Raw genomic sequence first — 19286 nt, forward strand, 5'->3', positions numbered from 1 at the left:
ACCGGCTTACGCACAATGGAAATTTGTGATTTGGCACCAGAGGATATTTCTCTAGGTATACGTAGCAAACAGCGGGAGGTTCCGCTCGATGCACATGTAGAGTAGCGTTAGAATTTATCTCGGAAAAGATAAAATATTTACTATGTACTTTTTAAGCAACATGACATATAATAACATATGAACAGATATTCATATGTTGGAGGTATAATCTAATGTCTGATGCTAATTGTACGATGGATACGTGTGAACAACTATGTGAACATCCGCAAGTAATATGCTTAGCAAAGAAGGATGCAATTCCAGATACAGAAGCTCAGCAGGTCGCTGAATCTTTTAAATTACTAGGAGATACAACGAGAGTGAAGATGCTGCATGCATTGTCCAAAAGAGAACTTTGTGTCTGCGACTTAGCGGCGGTTGTTGAAATGGGGCAGTCTGCTGTTTCTCATCAACTGCGTTTATTAAGAAGTGCCCGTCTAGTAAAGTATCGTAAAGAGGGCAAGATGGCTTGGTATTCCCTGGATGATGGGCATATTGGCCTATTACTCTCTCAATGTATTGAACATATTAAGCATAGATAGGAGGCCGTGTGATGGCGAAGAAAGAAAGTGGTTGTCAGAGTGGGTGCTGCTCTGATGAAGTGATAGAATCCGTTGCAGCTCCTAGTTGCGGATGCTGTACGGAAAAGACGGAAACGGTTGAACAAATTGCAGCAACTAGTTGTGGTTGTTGTACTAATGATGAGAGCTTACCACAAGCAAAAAACGAGACTGATGAAGGTTGTAATTGTTGCTCCTCTGTAGAGGGCGGGAATATGGTAACGAACAATTATGCGATTGAGGGGCTCGACTGCGGAGATTGCGCTGCCAAACTGGAGAAGGGTATTAAGAAAATCAAGGGTGTAGTCAATGTCCAAGTGATTTTTGCATCTGCCAAAATGAAAGTTACCTATGATGGCAGTCTGGTGGATACAGATAAAATCACGAAAGCCGTTAGTGGGTTTGGCTATTCGGCAACACTTGCTGCGGCAGGATCAGGAGTTCGTAAGACGGTCTTTATCGTATCGGGTCTTGATTGCGCCGACTGTGCCGCAACCTTAGAAAAAAGACTTCTTTCACTGTCAGGGGTTCATTCTGCACAGATTAATTTTGCCACGAGCAAACTTATCATAGAACATACAATCAGTGAAGCAGAGATTATTAAGACCGTTGAGCAAGCAGGGTATAGTGCAAAGCGGGAAGGTAAGGGGAATCAATCCCTAGACAATAAGGCTACCTGGTGGACCAACAGGCGGACCCAAACAACGGTTGTATCTGGTATATTCCTTGTAGCAGCGACAGTGATGGAATGGTTTGGTGTCAATGATAGTGTAATTGTTCCTTTGTATATTGTGACAGCCATCATTGGTGGTTATCATACAGCGAAAAGTGGTTTTTATGGTCTCCGTTCGTTGACATTTGATATGAATTTTCTAATGACGGTAGCGATCATCGGTGCATCGGTGATTGGTGAATGGGCCGAAGGTGCTACAGTAGCCTTTCTGTTCTCCTTTGGTAATACGCTGCAAACCTATACCATGGATAAAACTCGTCAGTCCATTCGTGCTTTGATGGAACTGGCTCCACCGGAAGCGATCGTTCTTAGGGACAATGAAGAGCTAAGGTTACCCATTGAGGAGATTGTGGTCGGTGATCTTTGTATTGTAAAACCTGGTGAAAGAATCCCGATGGATGGTATTGTTCGAGAAGGGATTTCGGCAGTAAACCAAGCTACCATTACGGGGGAATCCATACCTGTTGAGAAAACGGCTGGCGACACCGTATATGCAGGTACTGTCAATGAGCATGGAGCGCTAGAAATTGAAGTTACGAAAATAGCCTCCGATTCTACCCTTGCCAAAATCATGCACTTGGTGGAAGAGGCACAGGCTCAGAAAGCTCCATCCCAGCAATTCATTGATGTTTTCTCCAAATATTACACGCCTATCGTTCTGATTGTTGCTGTCGGGATTATGGTGATTCCTTGGCTGTTCTTTAGTCAGGCATTTGCTCCCTGGTTTTATAAAGGGCTTGTTCTTCTCGTCATTTCTTGCCCTTGTGCTTTGGTTATTTCAACCCCTGTTTCTATCGTGTCCGCCATTGGGAATTCATCCAGAAACGGTGTATTGATTAAAGGGGGGGCCTATCTTGAGGAGATGGGTGCGATTCAGTCCATCGCTTTTGATAAGACGGGTACGTTAACCTATGGACGCCCGGTTGTCACTGAGATTATGCCAGCAGATGGCATTACCGAGGACGACTTCTTAGCTACCGCTGCCTCGATTGAAAAATTGTCGGAACATCCTTTAGCAGCCGCTATCGTAGAAAAGGCAAAAGGTCTTACCTTAAAGCCAATTGCGAATTTCACGGCATTAGTTGGTCTTGGCGCACAAGCGGATGTGGATGGAAAAACGGTGTATATTGGGAACCAGCGTTTGTTTGAAGAATTAGGTTTAGAACAATCCCAGTATGAACAAGCTGTCATAGCGCTTCAGCAAGAAGGTAAAACAGTGATGCTGATGGGAACCAAGGAAGGGATCCTAGGTATGATCGCTGTTGCCGATACGCTGCGGGATAATAGTGCCAATGCCATTAGCGAATTGCGCAAAGCGGGAATTAAACATGTTGCTATGCTGACAGGCGATAACAAGAATGTAGCTGGTTCTATCGCCGAAAAGTTAAATCTTGACTCCTTCTACAGTGAACTTCTGCCAGAAGATAAAGTAACGGCAGTCAAAAAGATCATTAGTGAGTATGGCAGTGTAGCCATGGTCGGTGATGGCGTCAACGACGCCCCTGCTTTAGCTGTAGCCAATATTGGGATTGCCATGGGGGTGGCAGGTTCGGATACTGCCCTTGAGACAGCCGATATTGCCCTCATGTCGGATGACCTTGGAAAACTTGCTTATCTTATCAAACTGAGCCGCAAGACAGTAGGGATTATTAAGCAAAACATTAGCTTTGCCATCTTAATCAAAATTGTCTTCGTCATCCTCACTTTTGCCGGGTATGTCAACCTATGGCTTGCCGTATTTGCCGATATGGGTTCTTCCATACTGGTAACCCTAAACGGCATGCGCCTGATGCGCAAACTCAGGTAACACTAGCAAAAGTCCTGCTACATTCTGTATGAATGTAGCAGGACTTTTTGCATTGTAAGGGAACTAAATAAAGTAAAAGTAAGCTTTTTGGAGGTCCTAACATGTGGATGCCAAGAGAAACTACGGAGTTGATGAATTCGCCGTGGAGCATATTATTTTGGATCATTTCGATTGGAATTACGATAGGGGCAAGCGAATATAGGAAAAAACGTAAATAGGGGTACAATAGAAAATCGAATCGGGAAAGAATCGGTAGGAGGAATTTTCATGGCAGAAATTAAGTTTGAAATCACGGAACACATCGGAGTGTTATCGGAATCAGCTAAGGGCTGGACGAAGGAACTGAACCTTGTAAGTTGGAATGACAAACCACCCAAATATGATCTTCGGGAGTGGTCACCCGATCATGAAAAAATGGGGAAAGGCATTACCTTGTCCAAAGAAGAAATGGCGAAGTTGAAAGAACTATTGTAAAATGAGTAGTAAGAAGAAGGCTTTATACTTATATAACTAAGAATTTATAGGGTTGAATCGAGGTAATAACAATGAAAATTCGATTGGCGTCGCCCATAACCATAGATTCGGTTGTGGATGGCAAGGGTTTGAGAACGGTCATTTGGTGTCAGGGATGTCCACATAACTGCGAAGGCTGCCATAATCCTGATACCCAGAATTTTACGAGTGGTTTTGAGCAAGAGGTCGATGAATTGGTTGAGTCGATTGTCAAGGTACAGCTCCAATCAGGGGTCACCTTCTCCGGTGGCGAGCCTATGATGCAGCCAGCTAGCTGCGCCGCAGTGGCAGAACAGTTAAAAGTGAGAGGTGTCAATATCTGGTGTTATACTGGCTTTACCTTTGAGGAATTAATCAAGAAACCAGACTGTTTACAATTTTTGCAGTACATTGATGTATTGATTGATGGTAAGTTTGATTTGGCATTGAAGAGTTACGATTTAGTGTTCAAGGGATCAGCTAATCAGCGTGTTATTGATGTGCAAGAGAGCTTACGGCAAGGCTCCGTTGTATTATTCGAATAGAGTGTTTGGACGAACCTGACAAAGGTTCGTCTTTTTAGTTGGTAAATAAAATCTCTTGCAACATTTCAAGAGGATGGTATAATACAGGTATAGATGTATATACAACATGTCAACTAGGTGACGTTTCAAATAGTGGCAGCAAAAGGTGGGAAACTATGAAGAAAGTTGATAAGGATTCGCCAATACCATTATATTATCAATTGAAAAATATCATTTCTGAAATGATAGAAAATGAAGAATTAAAAGCAGATGAAGTGGTGCCAACAGAAAGGGAGTTATGTGAAACCCACGGCATTAGCCGCATGACGGCCAATAAGGCAATCGCAAGTTTGGTCAACGAAGGACTTCTGTATCGAGAACGAGGTAAAGGGACCTTTGTTGTCAAGAACAAGGAAAAACATCCTTTGCATAACTTGTTAGGTTTTACGGAAGATATGCAACGACGTGGTATGAGCATTAGTACCAAGATCATTTCCTTTCAACGTAAGCCAGCGACCAAAAAACTGCAGCACGATTTACAAATCGGTGAACAGCAGGAAGTGTTTGAAATCACTAGGCTACGATCTGTCAATGAGGAACCCTATGCCATTGAAACGGCTCATTTGCCAACCATGCTTTGCGAAGGCTTGACGGCTGAATTACTGGAAAACAACTCTTTGTATACCATCTTGGAGAAGGAATTTGGTTTACAAGTGGAATATGCCAATCAAACCATTGAGCCTGTATTGGTCAATGATTATGAGAGCCAAATGTTACAGGTAAAGCAGAAAACCTTGGCATTAATGTTTTCACGGTTGACTTATGCCAAAAAGAACATTCCTATTGAAGTGACCAAGTCCATTTATCGGAGCGATCGATATAAATTTGAAATTACTTTGAATCGATAATTGTTACGAATCAGTATATGTATATGGTACAAATTTTAAAATGACAGATTTGATTTATTTCTATTAGAAAGCACTCTTTTATTTATTGCAGCGAGGCGGGACGTTATATCAGGTCATTTTCTAGTTTGTAAGATATAAAAAACGAATAGGAGGTTCTAACTATGGGAAATTGGTTTGGAAAATTACAAAAGATAGGCAAGGCACTCATGCTGCCAGTGGCAGTATTACCAGCTGCGGCTTTGTTGCTGCGGTTTGGTGCTCCAGATGTTCTTAACATTCCTTTTGTTATGAAGGCTGGTGCGGCGATTTTTGACAACTTGGCATTATTATTTGCAATGGGTATCGCCATTGGTATATCTCACGATAATGGCGGTGCATCTGGATTATCAGGAGCTGTTGGGTACTTAGTGTTAACGAATGGTCTCAAAACCATCAATCCAGATTTGAACATGAGTGTATTAGGCGGTATCTTAAGTGGACTAGTCGCTGGGTATATGTATAATAAATTTTATAATGTTAAACTTCCCGACTTTTTAGGATTCTTTGCCGGGAGACGTTTTGTCCCCATTGCAACGGCAGCATCTGCGATTGTGATGGCAGGGATCTTTGGAGTAATTTGGGGGCCAATCCAAAGCGGTATTCATATGATTGGTGAGTGGATTATTGGCGCAGGCGCGTTTGGTTTATTTATCTTTGGGATATTCAATCGACTCTTAATTCCTTTTGGTCTTCATCATATTTTGAATAGCTTTGTTTGGTTTGTCTTTGGCAATTATACGGATGCAACGGGTAAAGTGGTAACTGGTGATTTGAACCGCTTCTTTGCTGGAGATCCTACCGCAGGTGGTTTCATGGCTGGCTTCTACTTGATCTTTATGTTTGCTTTACCAGGTGCGGCACTGGCGATTTACACTTGTGCCAAACCAGAAAATCGTAAGAAAATTGGCGGTGCCTTGTTATCAGTAGCATTTACTGCTTTCTTAACAGGTATTACAGAGCCACTTGAGTTTATGTTTATGTTCTTAGCTCCTATGTTATATCTCTTACATGCAATTATGACTGGGCTCGCATTGGCCCTTGCAAGTTCGATGGGAATTTTACACGGTTTTGGTTTCTCCGCTGGTCTAATCGATTACTTATTAAACTGGGGATTAGCAACGAAACCAGGTATGTTGATTCCACTAGGCTTAGGATTTGCTGCTTTGTATTATGTAGTATTTGTCTGGGCAATCAAAAAATTCGACATTCCTACTCCTGGCCGTTTTGATGACGAAGGAGATAATGCAAGGTTAGATACTGCCGATATTAGTGTATTTTCTCTTAGTATGGTAGAAAAACTTGGCGGAAACCAAAATATTGAAGCAGTAGACTCTTGTATTACTCGCTTACGTTTAACAATTCGTAATACTGCCCTGGTTAAAGAAAATGAAATCAAGGCATTGGGCGCAGCTGGTGTTATCCAGAAGGGGAATAGTGTGCAAGTTATTGTTGGTACAAAGGCTGAAATAATTGCCGATGAAATGAAGAAAATCCTATTACAGGGAACAACAGCTAGAACAGATAACAATAATACGTCGGCGCCTCACGTTTAAAAAATTAATTTGAAGGTGGAATTGAAAGTTGGAGATGGTGGAGGGTTCCCTGTCTCCGGTTTTCAATTCCTTTTTTAGGAGGTTTCTGATGGAGCAATGGAATAAGGATACCATTTTGATTGATGAGGTATCTACCCTTGAAATGGTACAAATGTTTAACCGAGAAGATCAAAAAGTGGCGACTGCTGTGGGAAGATGTCAGGGAGAAATTAGTGCAGCCATTGAGATGATTGTGGAAGGTTTACAAGCCGGGGGGCGTCTTTTTTATATCGGCAGCGGTACAGGTGGGAAGCTAGGGGTACTTGATGCTACAGAATGTCCACCTACTTTTGGTACGGATGATAATATCGTCATTGGCCTGATATCTGGAGGCGATGAAGCTATATCAGGCTGGCGGGAAGATACAGAAGATGATGAGGAATTGGCGTTACAGGATTTAAAGAAGAGAAATTTTGGCTCTCGTGATGTGCTAGTCGCCATTAGTGCCAGCGGCAACACTCCTTATGTCTTATCCGCTGTGCGTTACGCCAAAACACTAAATAGTAAGACAATCGGGCTCTGTTGTTCTTTGTCAGGAAACCTGGAAAGTATCACCGATTTATGCATTGTCATTGATGTAGGACCAGAGGTTATTATGGGCTCTACCCGTCTTAAAGCAGGCACTGCCCAAAAGATGGTTCTCAATATGTTATCTTCTTGTTCCATGATTAAGATGGGCAAGACTTATAATAATTTAATGGTAGATGTAAGGCCAATTAATGCGAAACTAAAAAAACGGGTAATCGATATCATTACCCTTGCAACGGGCAAAGGTGAGAAGTTTGCCACTCAGGCACTAGAGAAGGCAAAAGGCAATGTGAAAGTTGCCATTCTTATGTTGGTGATGAATCTAAATGCGACAGTCGCCTATGCATTACTCAAAAAGCATAATGGATATTTAAAAAAAGCAGTAAAGGATGATTCATTTTGAAAGCAATTAGAAATGGGAAAATCATCACACTGCAAGGAATCTTGCATAATCAGGTAGTCATCTTTGAGGAGAAAATTATTGGCATTGTTCCCGAAGAGCAGTTAAGTCAATATACAATTGATGAACTGTTAGATGCAGGTGGCAGGTATGTATCCCCTGGGTTTATTGATGTTCATGTACATGGCTGTAATGGTTTTGATACCATGGATGAGGAGGAGAAAGCCTTAGCCGCCATTAGTAAAGGAGTTTTACAAACGGGAGTTACCTCCTTTATGCCAACAACGATGACGATGCCCTTTGCAAGAATCGAGCAGTCGATGGAGCGTATCCGGCAGGCAATGAAAGAAAGCTCGGGTGCCCAGGTGCTAGGCTGCCATATGGAAGGTCCTTTCATTAATGAGAATTATAAGGGAGCCCAAGATAAACGGTTTATTTTGGCACCTGATATTGAGAAAATCGAATCCTATTTGGATTGTATTAAGATTATTACCATTGCTCCAGAAATCGGAGAGAGTGGTGATTTTATCGAAGCTTGCACTAAACGGGGGTTGGTTGTGTCAATTGGGCATAGTAGTGCTACTTATGAACAAACGATGAAAGCCATTGATGCAGGAGTATCACACATGACTCATATCTTCAATGCATTACCACCGCTGCATCATCGTTTTCCTGGTGCTATAGGAGCGGCAATGGATAGTGATATTGTATGTGAATTGATTGTTGATAATCTCCATGTACATCCAGCCATGCAGCGCGTCTTGTTAAAAGTGAAAGGCCTTAAGAATATCATCTTAATTACCGATGCCATGCGGGCTAGTCTTTTAGGCGAAGGGCAATATGATTTGGGTGGTCAGAATGTCATTGTGAAACAAGGGGAAGCCCGGTTAGAGGATGGTGTGATAGCGGGAAGTGTATTAACTCTCAATCGCGGGGTGCGAAATTTCATGGAAAACACAGGCATTGATTTGGTGAGTGCTATTTCATTGGTCACCCTCAATCCTGCCAGAGAGCTCGGTGTCCTGGATCGTAAGGGCAGTATCGAAGTCGGAAAAGACGCAGATTTAGTAGTTTTTGATGATGAATTAAATATTTTTGCTACCTTTGTGGGAGGTAGCCTATTATACAGGGGGTAATGATGTGCGTATCGTAATAGCAAAAGATTATGAAGATATGAGTGCAAGGGCAGCTAGAATAGTAGCTGGTCAAATTTATTTGAAACCGAATAGTGTACTAGGAATGGCGACAGGCAGTACTCCGCTCATGCTGTATAAAGAGCTAATCAGGGTACATCAGGAAGTCGGTTTAGACTTTACGGAGGTCACAACCTTTAATTTAGACGAGTATTTAGGATTACCAAAAGAAGATGAGCAAAGTTATAATTACTATATGTTTCATCATTTTTTTAATCAGATTAATATAAAAAAAGAGAATATCTATATCCCAGATGGCATGACCAAGGATATTGAATTAGAATGCAAATCTTATGATCGCCAGATTCAGAAAAAGGGCGGCATTGACTTACAGGTCTTAGGAATTGGCAATAATGGACATATTGGCTTTAATGAACCGGATATTAAATTTGAAGCTACGACTCATAAGGTAAAGCTTGATGAAGAGACCATTCAGGCGAATTCCCGCTTTTTTAACACCATGGAAGAAGTACCGAGATTTGCTATTAGCATGGGGATCAAGACCATTATGCATGCGAAAAAAATATTATTACTGGCAAGTGGGGAGAATAAAGCAGAAGTCATTCATCAGGCTCTCTTTAATGGCATAACACCAGAGGTACCAGCTTCTATCTTGCAGCTTCATCAGGATGTTACGGTGATTGTGGAAGAAAGTGCAGCCAAGCTGTTAAAACCGAAACTGCAGGATTTACAAAGAACAGGAATATAATTTAGGGTGGTAAGAGCATGTTTAATTTTTGGAGTCGAAAAAAAGAGAAACTCACTATTTTTGCACCAGTACAGGGAAAAGTAATTGATATTACTGCCGTTCCTGACAGTGTTTTTGCTGGTAAGATGATGGGCGATGGTGTCGGAATTGAACCGGCAGGCAATGTTATCACCGCGCCATGTGATGGCAAAGTGATTTTGGTAGCCAAGACCTTACATGCTGTAGCAATTGAGGCTCAAGGGGTAGAAATCCTAATTCATATTGGTATGGACACGGTAACCTTAGGGGGAGAAGGATTCACTGCTCATGTTGATGTAGGGGATACAATCACTAAGGGCGACAAACTAATTAGTTTTGATCGAGAGTATATTACTAAGCAAGGCAAAGACCTGATTACACCGGTTGTCATTACGAATATGGATCAGAAAGTAAAGAGTGTAGAGAAAAAGTTGGACGATCTAAACGGTGTTATTCTAGAAATAGAAGTGAAAAGTTAACAAGGAGCTAGAGGTCGGCAGCCTTCCCAGTAGGGAAGGCTGCTTTTTCTATGTCTAAGTGAGGATTTTGCAATGACGTTACTAGATGAATAGGGTCTATGAAAATGTGTATATATTTTTAGACAACTATGTATAGGTACATAGACGGATTTTTCTTAATAAACTGTCTATCTGAAAATTGAAAATGCAGTGTTTACGGGACTCTTTTGCAGAGAATGCTGTCTTCTTATCTCTTGGCATAGTAATTGCATTATCAGTAAGTTAAAGATAGCTTACTGAGGAGAGTGGGATTTTATGGCCAAGGTAATAAGTGCATTAGAAGCTGCAAAGCTAATAAAAAATGGTGATACGATTGGCGTTAGTGGATTTGTTGGTAACGGGCATCCCGAAGCCTTAAGTGCTGCGATGGAAGAACGTTTTTTAGCAGAGAGTGCTCCCCGGGATTTAACCTTGTTTTACTGTGCTGGCCAGGGAGATGGTAAAGATCTTGGTCTTAATCACTTTGGTAATGAAGGTATGGTGAAACGAGCCGTTGGCGGTCATTGGAATTTAGCACCGAAGCTAGGTAAGTTAGCTGTAGAAAATAAAATAGAAGCCTATAATTTCCCCCAAGGTACGTTAGCCCAGTTAGCTCGTAATATAGCAGGCAGAAAACCTGGTGTAATCACAAAAGTTGGTTTGCACACTTTCGTAGATCCGCGGGTTGAAGGTGGCAAAATTAATGATGTTACTAAGGAAGAATTAGTAGAAGTCATAGAGCTTGGTGGTGAAGAGTGGTTATGGTATAAGCCTTTTCCTATTACTGTAGCTCTATTACGTGGTACGAGTGCTGATGAGCGAGGCAATATCACAATTGAGCATGAGGCAGTTTCTTTAGAAATATTATCCTTGGCTCAGGCCGCGAAAGCGTCTGGCGGTATTGTTATCGTACAGGTGGAAAGACTGGTAGCCAATGGCAGCATGCCTCCGATGAGTGTGAAGATTCCAGGCATTGTTGTGGATTACGTTGTCGTGGCGGAAGATATAACGCAGCATAAGCAAACTTTTGGTGAGCAATATAATCCTGCTTATTCTGGTGAAATTCGCGTATCTTTGTCAGCCCTTGCTCCTATGAACCTTGATGAGCGCAAAATTATTGCACGCCGGGCAGTGATGGAATTGACATCGGATTCGAAAGTTAATCTTGGTATTGGCGTTCCTGAGGGGGTAGCTCTTGTAGCGAACGAAGAGGGAATTGGTAATAAAATGACCTTAACCGTTGAAGCGGGCCCAATAGGTGGTGTACCTGCAGGCGGGTTAAGTTTTGGCGCCGCAACAAATGCCGAGGCTATTTTAGATCAACCTTATCAGTTTGACTTTTACGACGGTGGTGGCCTGGATTTAGCGTACCTTGGTCTGGCAGAGACAGATAAACACGGCAATATTAATGTCAGTAAATTTAAAGGCCGGGTAGCTGGTTGTGGCGGTTTTATTAACATTACACAAAATGCGAAGCAAGTCATTTTTTGCGGCACATTTACAGCTGGTGGTTTAAAAGTAGCGGTGGCCGATGGAAAATTAACGATTGTCAATGAAGGAAGAGCTAAAAAATTCATTGATCACGTAGAGCAAATCACCTTTAGTGGCCAATATGCCCAAGAGGTAAAACAACCTGTTATGTATATTACAGAACGTGCCGTATTTAAGTTGACGAATGAAGGCATGATGTTGACGGAAATCGCACCAGGCGTTGATTTGGAAAAGGATATTTTGGCTTTAATGGATTTCACGCCAATTATTTCGCCAAATCTTAGAATGATGGATGAGCGTATTTTTCATAAAGAATTGATGGGTTTAAAATAATTTATTCAAAAATTGAGGATGGTGTTTTTTAATGAAAGAAGTAGTAATCGTAAGTGCAGTAAGAACCGCAGTAGGTAGTTTTAATGGATCCTTATCCCCTTTTTCCGCAGTAGAATTAGGCAGCATGGTAATTAAAGAAGCCATCGCTAGAGCTGGCGTAGAAAAAGAAAATATTGATGAAGTTATTTTTGGTAACGTACTGCAAGCAGGCTTAGGACAAAATCCAGCTCGACAAGCGGCAGTAAAAGCGGGTGTTCCTCAGGAAGTGCCTTCTTATACTGTAAATAAAGTATGTGGTTCAGGCTTAAAGACAGTGAACTTAGCAGCCCAAGCCATTATGGCTGGTGATGCTGAGATCGTAATTGCTGGTGGTATGGAAAGCATGACAAATGCTCCTTACGTTTTAGATAGCAAAGTACGTCAAGGTTTACGTATGGGACATTCTGAAGTAAAAGACGTTATGATCCAAGATGGTTTGTGGTGTGCATTTAATGATTACCATATGGGTATTACAGCAGAAAATGTTGCAGAGCAATTCGGAATTACTCGTGATGAACAAGATAGACTTGCTTTCTCTTCTCAGCAAAAAGCAATCGCAGCCATTGAAAGCGGCGCATTTAAGAAAGAAATATTGCCAGTTACCATCAAAGGCAGAAAAGGGGATACTATTTTTGCTACAGATGAATATCCAAAAAGCGATGCGATGCTTGAAAAATTACAAGGACTTCGCACTGCCTTCAAAAAGGATGGTACAGTTACTGCAGGTAATGCTTCTGGTATTAATGACGGGGCAGCTGCTCTCGTATTAATGTCTGCTGACAAAGCAAAAGAATTAGGACTTAAACCGATGGCTCGTATTCGCAGTTATGCTGCAGCAGGTGTTGACCCAAGTATCATGGGTATTGGTCCAGTAGCGGCGGCGCAAAAGGCATTGGCTAAAGCTGGCTTGACAGTTGCTGACCTTGATCTTATTGAAGCTAATGAAGCTTTTGCATCACAATTCTTGGCAGTAGGCAAAGAACTTGGTTTTGATCAAGAAAAAGTAAACGTGAATGGTGGCGCTATTGCCATCGGCCACCCAATCGGTGCAAGCGGCGCAAGAATTCTCGTTACCTTATTGCATGCGATGGAAGCAAGAGATGCTAAGGTTGGCCTGGCTACCTTGTGTATCGGCGGCGGACAAGGTGTAGCAACGATTGTTGAACGTATTTAATACCCTTTAAAATTGTGTCCCAATATAGAGTCAGTAGATAAGCTACTGACCTATATTTGATGATATAAGTGATGTTTTTCACAAAAATAGGGGAGGCTTATTATTATGCAATTTCAACTTACAGAAGATCAGAAAATGGTACAAAAATTGGCCCGGGATTTTGCCGAAAAAAAACTAGCACCAACTGTAGCAGAACGTGATGCCAAGGAAGAATTTTCTCGTGAATTGTTTGATGAAATGGGAGCAATGGGCTTAACTAGCATTTGTTTTCCAGAAAGCTACGGCGGAGCCGAAGGCGATGTTTTAAGTTATATATTAGCAGTGGAAGAGTTATCAAAGGTTGATGACGGCATAGGTATTACCTTGTCTGCTACTGTATCCTTGTGCGCATGGCCTATTTATGCCTACGGTACGGAAGAGCAAAAACAAAAATACTTGGTGCCATTAGTAGAGGGTGAAAAACTAGGTGCCTTTGGTTTAACAGAGCCGAACGCTGGAACTGACGCTGCTGCTCAGCAGACAGTGGCAGTGGCTGATGGGGATGACTATATCTTAAATGGCAGCAAAATATTTATAACCAATGGCGGCGAAGCAGAAACCTATGTAGTATTCGCCATGACGGATAAATCCAAAGGTACAAAAGGGATTACTGCGTTTATCGTTGAGAAGGGAATGCCAGGTTTTAGTTTCGGTAAAAAAGAACACAAAATGGGGATTCATACTTCTTTAACAAATGAATTGGTATTTCAAAATGTACGTTTACCAAAAGAAAATATGCTAGGCAAAATAGGGGAAGGTTTTAAGATTGCCATGAGTACCCTAGATGGCGGTCGTATCGGCGTTGCAGCTCAGGCTTTAGGCATTGCCCAAGGCGCTCTTGATCACGCTATTAAATATTCAAAAGAAAGAGTGCAGTTTGGCAAACCCATTGCTCAAAATCAAGCATTGGCATTTATGATGGCTGATATGGCTACTAAAATTGATGCGGCTCGTTTATTGGTCTATCGCGCAGCCTATCTAAAAGACCAAGGGTTACCTTATTCCAAGGAAGCTGCCATGGCAAAATTATATGCATCGGATATCGCTATGGAAGTGACTACGGATGCAGTACAGGTTTTTGGTGGGTATGGATACAGCCGAGAATATCCAGTAGAACGTTTAATGCGTAATGCAAAGATTACACAAATCTATGAAGGTACAAACCAAGTGCAGCGCATGGTTATTTCTGGAGCTATTTTACGGTAATAAGTGGATAAAACAGGGGGACTTACATTATGGAAATAGTAGTTTGTGTAAAGCAAGTGCCTGATACTACGGAAGTAAGGATTGACCCAGAGACAAATACACTGATTCGCCAAGGTGTACCAAGTATTGTAAATCCATTTGATAAGAATGCATTAGAAGCGGCGTTGCAGCTGAAAGAAAAACATGGGGGTAAGGTTACTGTTCTTTCTATGGGCCCCCCACAGGCTAAGGAAGCGCTAAAAGAGTGTTTGGCCATGGGGGCTGATGAAGCGATTCTCATGAGTGATCGCGCCTTTGGCGGTTCTGATACCTTAGCTACCAGCCATGCTTTGGCATCTGGCATTCGAAAAATGGGTAAGGTGGATATCATTCTCTGTGGTAAACAAGCCATTGATGGCGATACTGCTCAGGTTGGGCCCGAAATTGCAGAACATTTAGGCATCAACCAAGTGACCTACGTATCAAAGATCAATGACCTAGATGAGCAAAAGATAAACGTAGAGCGGGAACATGAAGAGGGTTATGAAGTCATCGAGGCACAAATGCCAGTATTACTAACTGTTGTTAAGTCGATTAATGAACCACGCTACCCTACAGTAAAAGGTACGATGAAAGCCAACCGTAAAGAAATAACTATATGGACGGTACAGGATGTAGAAGTGGATCACAATGCTCTTGGGCTTAAAGGTTCGCCGACACAAGTACGTCGTATTTTTACTCCTGAGCGTCGTGTGCAGGGTGAGATCATTCAGGCAGATTCAGCGAGAGAAGCAGCTGCTACTCTTGTTAAACGACTCGTCGGGATAAAGATTATATAGGCAGAGGTGAAAGAAATGGCTGTAAAAGTAACGCAAGAAGAATGCATTGGTTGTAGTGTTTGCGTAAGTACTTGCCCATTCGGGGCCATTGTAATGGAAGACGGTAAAGCCTTGATTACGGATGCTTGTACTGCCTGCGGAGCTTGTCTTGATGTTTGTCCAGTTGGGGCCATTCATCGTGAAGTAGAAGAGAAAAACGTTGCGATGAATAAGGATGAATTTAAGGGTGTTTGGGTTTATATTGAGCAAGTGGACGGACAGGCGCGAAATGTAGGCTATGAATTACTAAATGAGGCGCGTAAGCTTGCAGACGCTATGGGGCAAGAGGTAGCGGCAGTTCTTATTGGTGGCAATGTAGCGGGACTTACGAAAGAAGTATTTGCTCGCGGTGCTGACAAGGTTTATTTGGTAGAAGGCAAAGAATTTGCCCATTATAGTACAGATGCTTATACGATTACCCTTACGGATCTCATTCATACCTATAAGCCTGCTGTTATCCTCATGGGGGCAACCAATGATGGGAGAGATTTAGGTCCAAGAGTAGCTTGCAGGGTAGGCACTGGTTTGACTGCTGACTGTACAAATCTTGGGATTGATGAAGCCAGCGGTTTGGTAGCTTGGACTCGTCCTGCTTTTGGCGGTAATATTATGGCAACGATTTTATGTCCTGATCATCGTCCACAGATGGGTACGATACGTCCTAACGTCTTTAAACGGGCAGAGCCAGATTACTCTCGCTTAGGTGAGATCATCAAGGTAGCCAGTAAGGTAAAAGATACGGATATCCGTACGAAGTTACTTGATATCATCCGTGTGGGAACAGAGTCAGCCAATCTGGAAGAAGCTGAAATTATCGTTTCAGGTGGCCGAGGCATGACGAAACCTGAAAGCTTTGCTTTAATTGAAGAGTTAGCCCATGTATTAGGCGGCGCTGTTGGTGCTTCTCGGGCAGTCGTTGATGCTGGTTGGAAGCCTGCACTACACCAGGTTGGGCAAACTGGGAAAACAGTAGGTCCTAAAGTGTATTTTGCCTGTGGTATTTCTGGTGCTATCCAGCACGTAGCTGGAATGTCATCTTCTGATATTGTCATTGCAATTAATAAAGATCCAGAAGCACCGATTTTCAAAATAGCGAATTACGGTATTGTTGGTGACGTAATGGAAGTCATTCCTGCCCTAATTGACGAAATCAAAAAGAGTAAAGCAGCTGGTTAGATTGTCAACGAGACTTGGTTTGAAAAGTGATTGAACCGCAGAGGCGCAGAGAACACAGAGGGGATTTTAATTGCCTCTTAGCGTCCTCTGCGTCTCTGCGGTTCAAAATTCTATATCCCAAGGAGCAGATAGGGTATATTTATTATATTTATTGTATTTAATCAAAGGAGGTTTTTCTGATGGAAATTAAACGTGTATTAGTCATTGGGGCAGGGCAAATGGGAAGCGGTATTGCGCAGGTTATGGCGCAAGGTGGTTTGGACGTTATATTACGGGATATTAAAGAAGAATTTGTACAAAAAGGCATTAAGGGTATCGAAAAAAACTTAACGAGAGCCGTTGAAAAAAACAAACTGACGGTTGAAGATAAAGATGCAATTTTAAAGCGTATTTGTGGGGTTGTGGATCTAGACGAAGCGTCTTGTAATGTAGATCTTGTCATTGAAGCGGCAGTAGAAAATATGGATATTAAACGGGATATATTTCAGACATTAGATCGTTTGTGTCCAGCTCATACTATTTTAGGAACGAATACTTCCTCATTACCTGTTACCGCTGTCGGTGCCACCACGAAACGTGCGGATAAAGTAATTGGTATGCATTTCTTTAATCCAGCGCCTGTCATGAAATTAGTAGAAGTCATTAATGGTTTGGCGACGAGTGAAGCAACCTTTGCTGCGGTTAAGGCTCTTGCCGAACAATTAGGAAAAACCCCAGTAAAGGTTGCTGATTTCCCTGGTTTCATTGGCAACCGGATCGTGATTCCGATGATTAATGAAGCTATATTTGCTTTAATGGAAGGGGTAGCCAGTGCCGAAGACATTGATAATGTAGCGAAAATGGGCTTTAATCATCCCATGGGACCATTAGCCCTTTCCGATTTAATTGGTAATGATACGGTACTTTATATCATGGAAGTCTTGCATGAGGGGTATGGTGACCCTAAGTATCGTCCATGTCCTTTACTCAAAAAGATGGTGCAAGCAGGTTATTTGGGACGTAAATCTGGTAAAGGTTTTTATGACTACAGCTTAGCTTAAAATAAAATGAAAGTAGGCTTATACTATGCTTTTAAAAGTGCGGTATAAGCCTTAGTCCTTTTTAAAAAAAAGAAAAAAACCTCTTTAAGTTCGTTACATGGGGAAAAATTCATGTAGTTTTACTTAAAGAGGTATTTGTATAAGGGTAGGAGGGGAAATATGAAAATAGGTAAAAAGATTTCTTTATCATTGTCTGTAATGTTGATTTTCATACTAATTATGGGTGCCTATTCCTTCTGGTCAGCTCAAAACATTAAAAATGGTGTAGATGATATTCAGTCCAGTAATGCCAAAGCCATTATTTCCGCTAAGGCGGAAAATGAATACACAGGTGCGGTGTTAGAGATTAGGCGTTATATAGCCGATGGGGATGAAAAGTATAGTAAAAATTTCGCTGATAAATTAGATTCAGTCATTGAACTGGAAAAGCAGCTGATTGCCATAACCCCACAGGATAAACGGGAAGAGGTAGAAAAGCTTCTGGATGATACGGAAAAATATAAAAGTGGCGTAGTTTCAAGGTTAATCCCCGTATTGCGTGAACAATATAAGGAAAAGACAGCGGGTAATCAAGAAAAAGCCAATCAATATGCCCAAACGAGTGGTGCTATTACTCGTGAACTCACTCCTTTTGCCCAGTCAATACAAAAAACGCTGCATACAAGTGTTGATGAGAACTCCAATATAGCGATTTTGGAAGTGAACAAGGTTAATAATAAAGTAGCTAGTACTGTATCGACAGCAATACTATTGAGTCTAGTTGCCCTTGTTTTTGGTGTAATTCTTAGCATCTACTTAACCAAGCAAGTGACTTCACCCGTTCGTAAGATTACTTTAGAGATAGATAAAATGGCAGAAGGTGATTTTACAGGGAAAGAAGATCCAGTTCTCAATGGAAAGACGGATGAATTTGGACATGTTGCAACTGCTATTTCCACAATGAAAGGAAATTTGAAAGGCCTTATTTTTAATGTTCAAGAGAAAACTAGGTCACTTTCAAATTATTCGGAGGAACTACATACGAGTGCTGAACAATCAGCGCAAGCATCGATGCAGGTTGCTGATTCGATTATGAATGTGGTTTCAGGTACAGAGAAACAGGCAAAATCAGTGGAGATAACCTTATCAGTAGTTGAAAAAACATCAAAAGACCTTCGATTTGTAGCCAGCAATGCGAAACAGGCTTTGGATACATCGAATAGCGCCACACTAGCAGCCGTTGAAGGGGAAAAACTGATTAACTCCGCTCAGCAGCAAATGTCTAGTATCGAAAACACGGTAGGCAGTTCGGCTAGCGTAGTAAGTAAGTTAGGTGAGCGCTCTAAGTATATTGGCCAGATTGTCGATACGATTACAGGAATCGCTGGTCAAACAAATCTTCTTGCCTTGAATGCGGCGATTGAAGCGGCTCGTGCTGGAGACCAAGGGAGAGGTTTTGCGGTAGTTGCAGAAGAAGTACGAAAGCTGGCTGAGCAATCGGAAGAGGCAGCAAAACAAATTGCCTTATTAATTGGTGAAATTCAGTCAGAAACACAGCAAGCAGTGATATCGATGCAGAACGGTACCGAGGAAGTAAAATTAGGTGCCAGTGTAGTAGGTGATGCGGGAATTGCCTTTCAAAATATTATTAAACTAGTAAAAGATGTTTCGGTACAGGTGACGGAAATATCCCACGCTGGGGAACAAGTATTAGCGGATAGTCAGAATATTGTTGGCGCCGTCCGGGGTATCCATGAAGTAACACAGGATACTGGGGCTCAAACCCAAACCGTTTCTGCAGCCACTCAAGAGCAGACGGCTTCTATGGAAGAGATTGCAGCCACTAGCCGTAGTCTTACTACGATGGCTGAAGAACTCCAAGCGGCAGCATATAAGTTTAAAATCTAGATAGT

General features: G+C 41.9%; 17 protein-coding genes. All 17 read left to right on the top strand.

Annotated elements, in window-relative coordinates; genetic code table 11:
• Positions 1–212 precede the first annotated feature (212 nt).
• The 17 genes from QSJ81_RS05385 to QSJ81_RS05465 all read left to right on the top strand — a co-directional run bounded on the left by QSJ81_RS05385 (position 213) and on the right by QSJ81_RS05465 (position 19281).
• The gene (locus tag QSJ81_RS05385) at positions 213–581 is read left to right on the top strand and encodes an ArsR/SmtB family transcription factor (protein ID WP_285716392.1); all 369 of its coding nucleotides are present in this window, start codon (positions 213–215) and stop codon (positions 579–581) included.
• A gap of 11 nt (positions 582–592) precedes the next feature.
• A complete protein-coding gene (locus QSJ81_RS05390; protein WP_285716393.1) occupies positions 593–3139 on the top strand; it encodes a heavy metal translocating P-type ATPase in 2547 nt (848 codons plus the stop codon).
• 267 nt (positions 3140–3406) lie between these two features.
• On the top strand, positions 3407–3613 hold the full coding sequence (locus QSJ81_RS05395; RefSeq protein WP_285716394.1) for a YdbC family protein: 207 nt from the start codon (positions 3407–3409) through the stop codon (positions 3611–3613).
• A 71-nt stretch (positions 3614–3684) separates the two neighbouring features.
• Complete coding sequence (nrdG, locus tag QSJ81_RS05400) at positions 3685–4176, top strand: anaerobic ribonucleoside-triphosphate reductase activating protein (RefSeq protein WP_285716395.1); 492 nt, start codon at positions 3685–3687, stop codon at positions 4174–4176.
• A gap of 155 nt (positions 4177–4331) precedes the next feature.
• A complete protein-coding gene (locus tag QSJ81_RS05405) occupies positions 4332–5063 on the top strand; it encodes a GntR family transcriptional regulator (RefSeq protein ID WP_285716396.1) in 732 nt (243 codons plus the stop codon).
• Positions 5064–5224: 161 nt separating this feature from the next.
• On the top strand, positions 5225–6655 hold the full coding sequence (gene nagE, locus QSJ81_RS05410; protein WP_285716397.1) for an N-acetylglucosamine-specific PTS transporter subunit IIBC: 1431 nt from the start codon (positions 5225–5227) through the stop codon (positions 6653–6655).
• A gap of 88 nt (positions 6656–6743) precedes the next feature.
• Positions 6744–7625, top strand: a complete 882-nt coding sequence (gene murQ / locus QSJ81_RS05415; RefSeq protein ID WP_285716398.1) for an N-acetylmuramic acid 6-phosphate etherase — start codon at positions 6744–6746, stop codon at positions 7623–7625.
• Positions 7619–8758, top strand: coding sequence for an N-acetylglucosamine-6-phosphate deacetylase (nagA, locus tag QSJ81_RS05420; RefSeq protein WP_502929640.1), 1140 nt, complete (start codon positions 7619–7621; stop codon positions 8756–8758). The genes murQ and nagA overlap by 7 nt, the downstream gene beginning before the upstream one ends.
• Positions 8759–8762: 4 nt before the next feature.
• Positions 8763–9524 (top strand): glucosamine-6-phosphate deaminase, encoded by a 762-nt coding sequence (gene nagB, locus QSJ81_RS05425; protein ID WP_285716400.1) that lies wholly within the window; start codon positions 8763–8765, stop codon positions 9522–9524.
• Between the two features lie 17 nt (positions 9525–9541).
• Positions 9542–10021 carry a PTS sugar transporter subunit IIA gene (locus QSJ81_RS05430; RefSeq protein ID WP_285716401.1) on the top strand — a complete coding sequence of 160 codons (480 nt, stop codon included), beginning with the start codon at positions 9542–9544 and terminating at the stop codon, positions 10019–10021.
• 294 nt (positions 10022–10315) lie between these two features.
• Positions 10316–11863, top strand: a complete 1548-nt coding sequence (locus tag QSJ81_RS05435; protein WP_285716402.1) for an acyl CoA:acetate/3-ketoacid CoA transferase — start codon at positions 10316–10318, stop codon at positions 11861–11863.
• A gap of 31 nt (positions 11864–11894) precedes the next feature.
• Positions 11895–13076, top strand: coding sequence for an acetyl-CoA C-acetyltransferase (locus tag QSJ81_RS05440; RefSeq protein WP_285716403.1), 1182 nt, complete (start codon positions 11895–11897; stop codon positions 13074–13076).
• Between the two features lie 105 nt (positions 13077–13181).
• Complete coding sequence (locus tag QSJ81_RS05445) at positions 13182–14321, top strand: acyl-CoA dehydrogenase (RefSeq protein ID WP_285716404.1); 1140 nt, start codon at positions 13182–13184, stop codon at positions 14319–14321.
• Positions 14322–14350: 29 nt separating this feature from the next.
• The gene (locus QSJ81_RS05450) at positions 14351–15139 is read left to right on the top strand and encodes an electron transfer flavoprotein subunit beta/FixA family protein (protein WP_285716405.1); all 789 of its coding nucleotides are present in this window, start codon (positions 14351–14353) and stop codon (positions 15137–15139) included.
• A gap of 15 nt (positions 15140–15154) precedes the next feature.
• Positions 15155–16354: an FAD-binding protein gene (locus tag QSJ81_RS05455; RefSeq protein WP_285716406.1), complete on the top strand. Its 1200-nt coding sequence runs from the start codon at positions 15155–15157 to the stop codon at positions 16352–16354.
• 179 nt (positions 16355–16533) lie between these two features.
• Entirely contained in the window at positions 16534–17394 is an 861-nt protein-coding gene (locus tag QSJ81_RS05460; RefSeq protein ID WP_285716407.1) for a 3-hydroxybutyryl-CoA dehydrogenase, read from the top strand.
• Positions 17395–17553: 159 nt separating this feature from the next.
• The gene (locus tag QSJ81_RS05465) at positions 17554–19281 is read left to right on the top strand and encodes a methyl-accepting chemotaxis protein (RefSeq protein ID WP_285716408.1); all 1728 of its coding nucleotides are present in this window, start codon (positions 17554–17556) and stop codon (positions 19279–19281) included.
• Positions 19282–19286 lie beyond the last annotated feature (5 nt).

Origin of the sequence: Pelosinus sp. IPA-1, assembly GCF_030269905.1 — a bacterium.
Taxonomy (GTDB): domain Bacteria; phylum Bacillota; class Negativicutes; order DSM-13327; family DSM-13327; genus Pelosinus.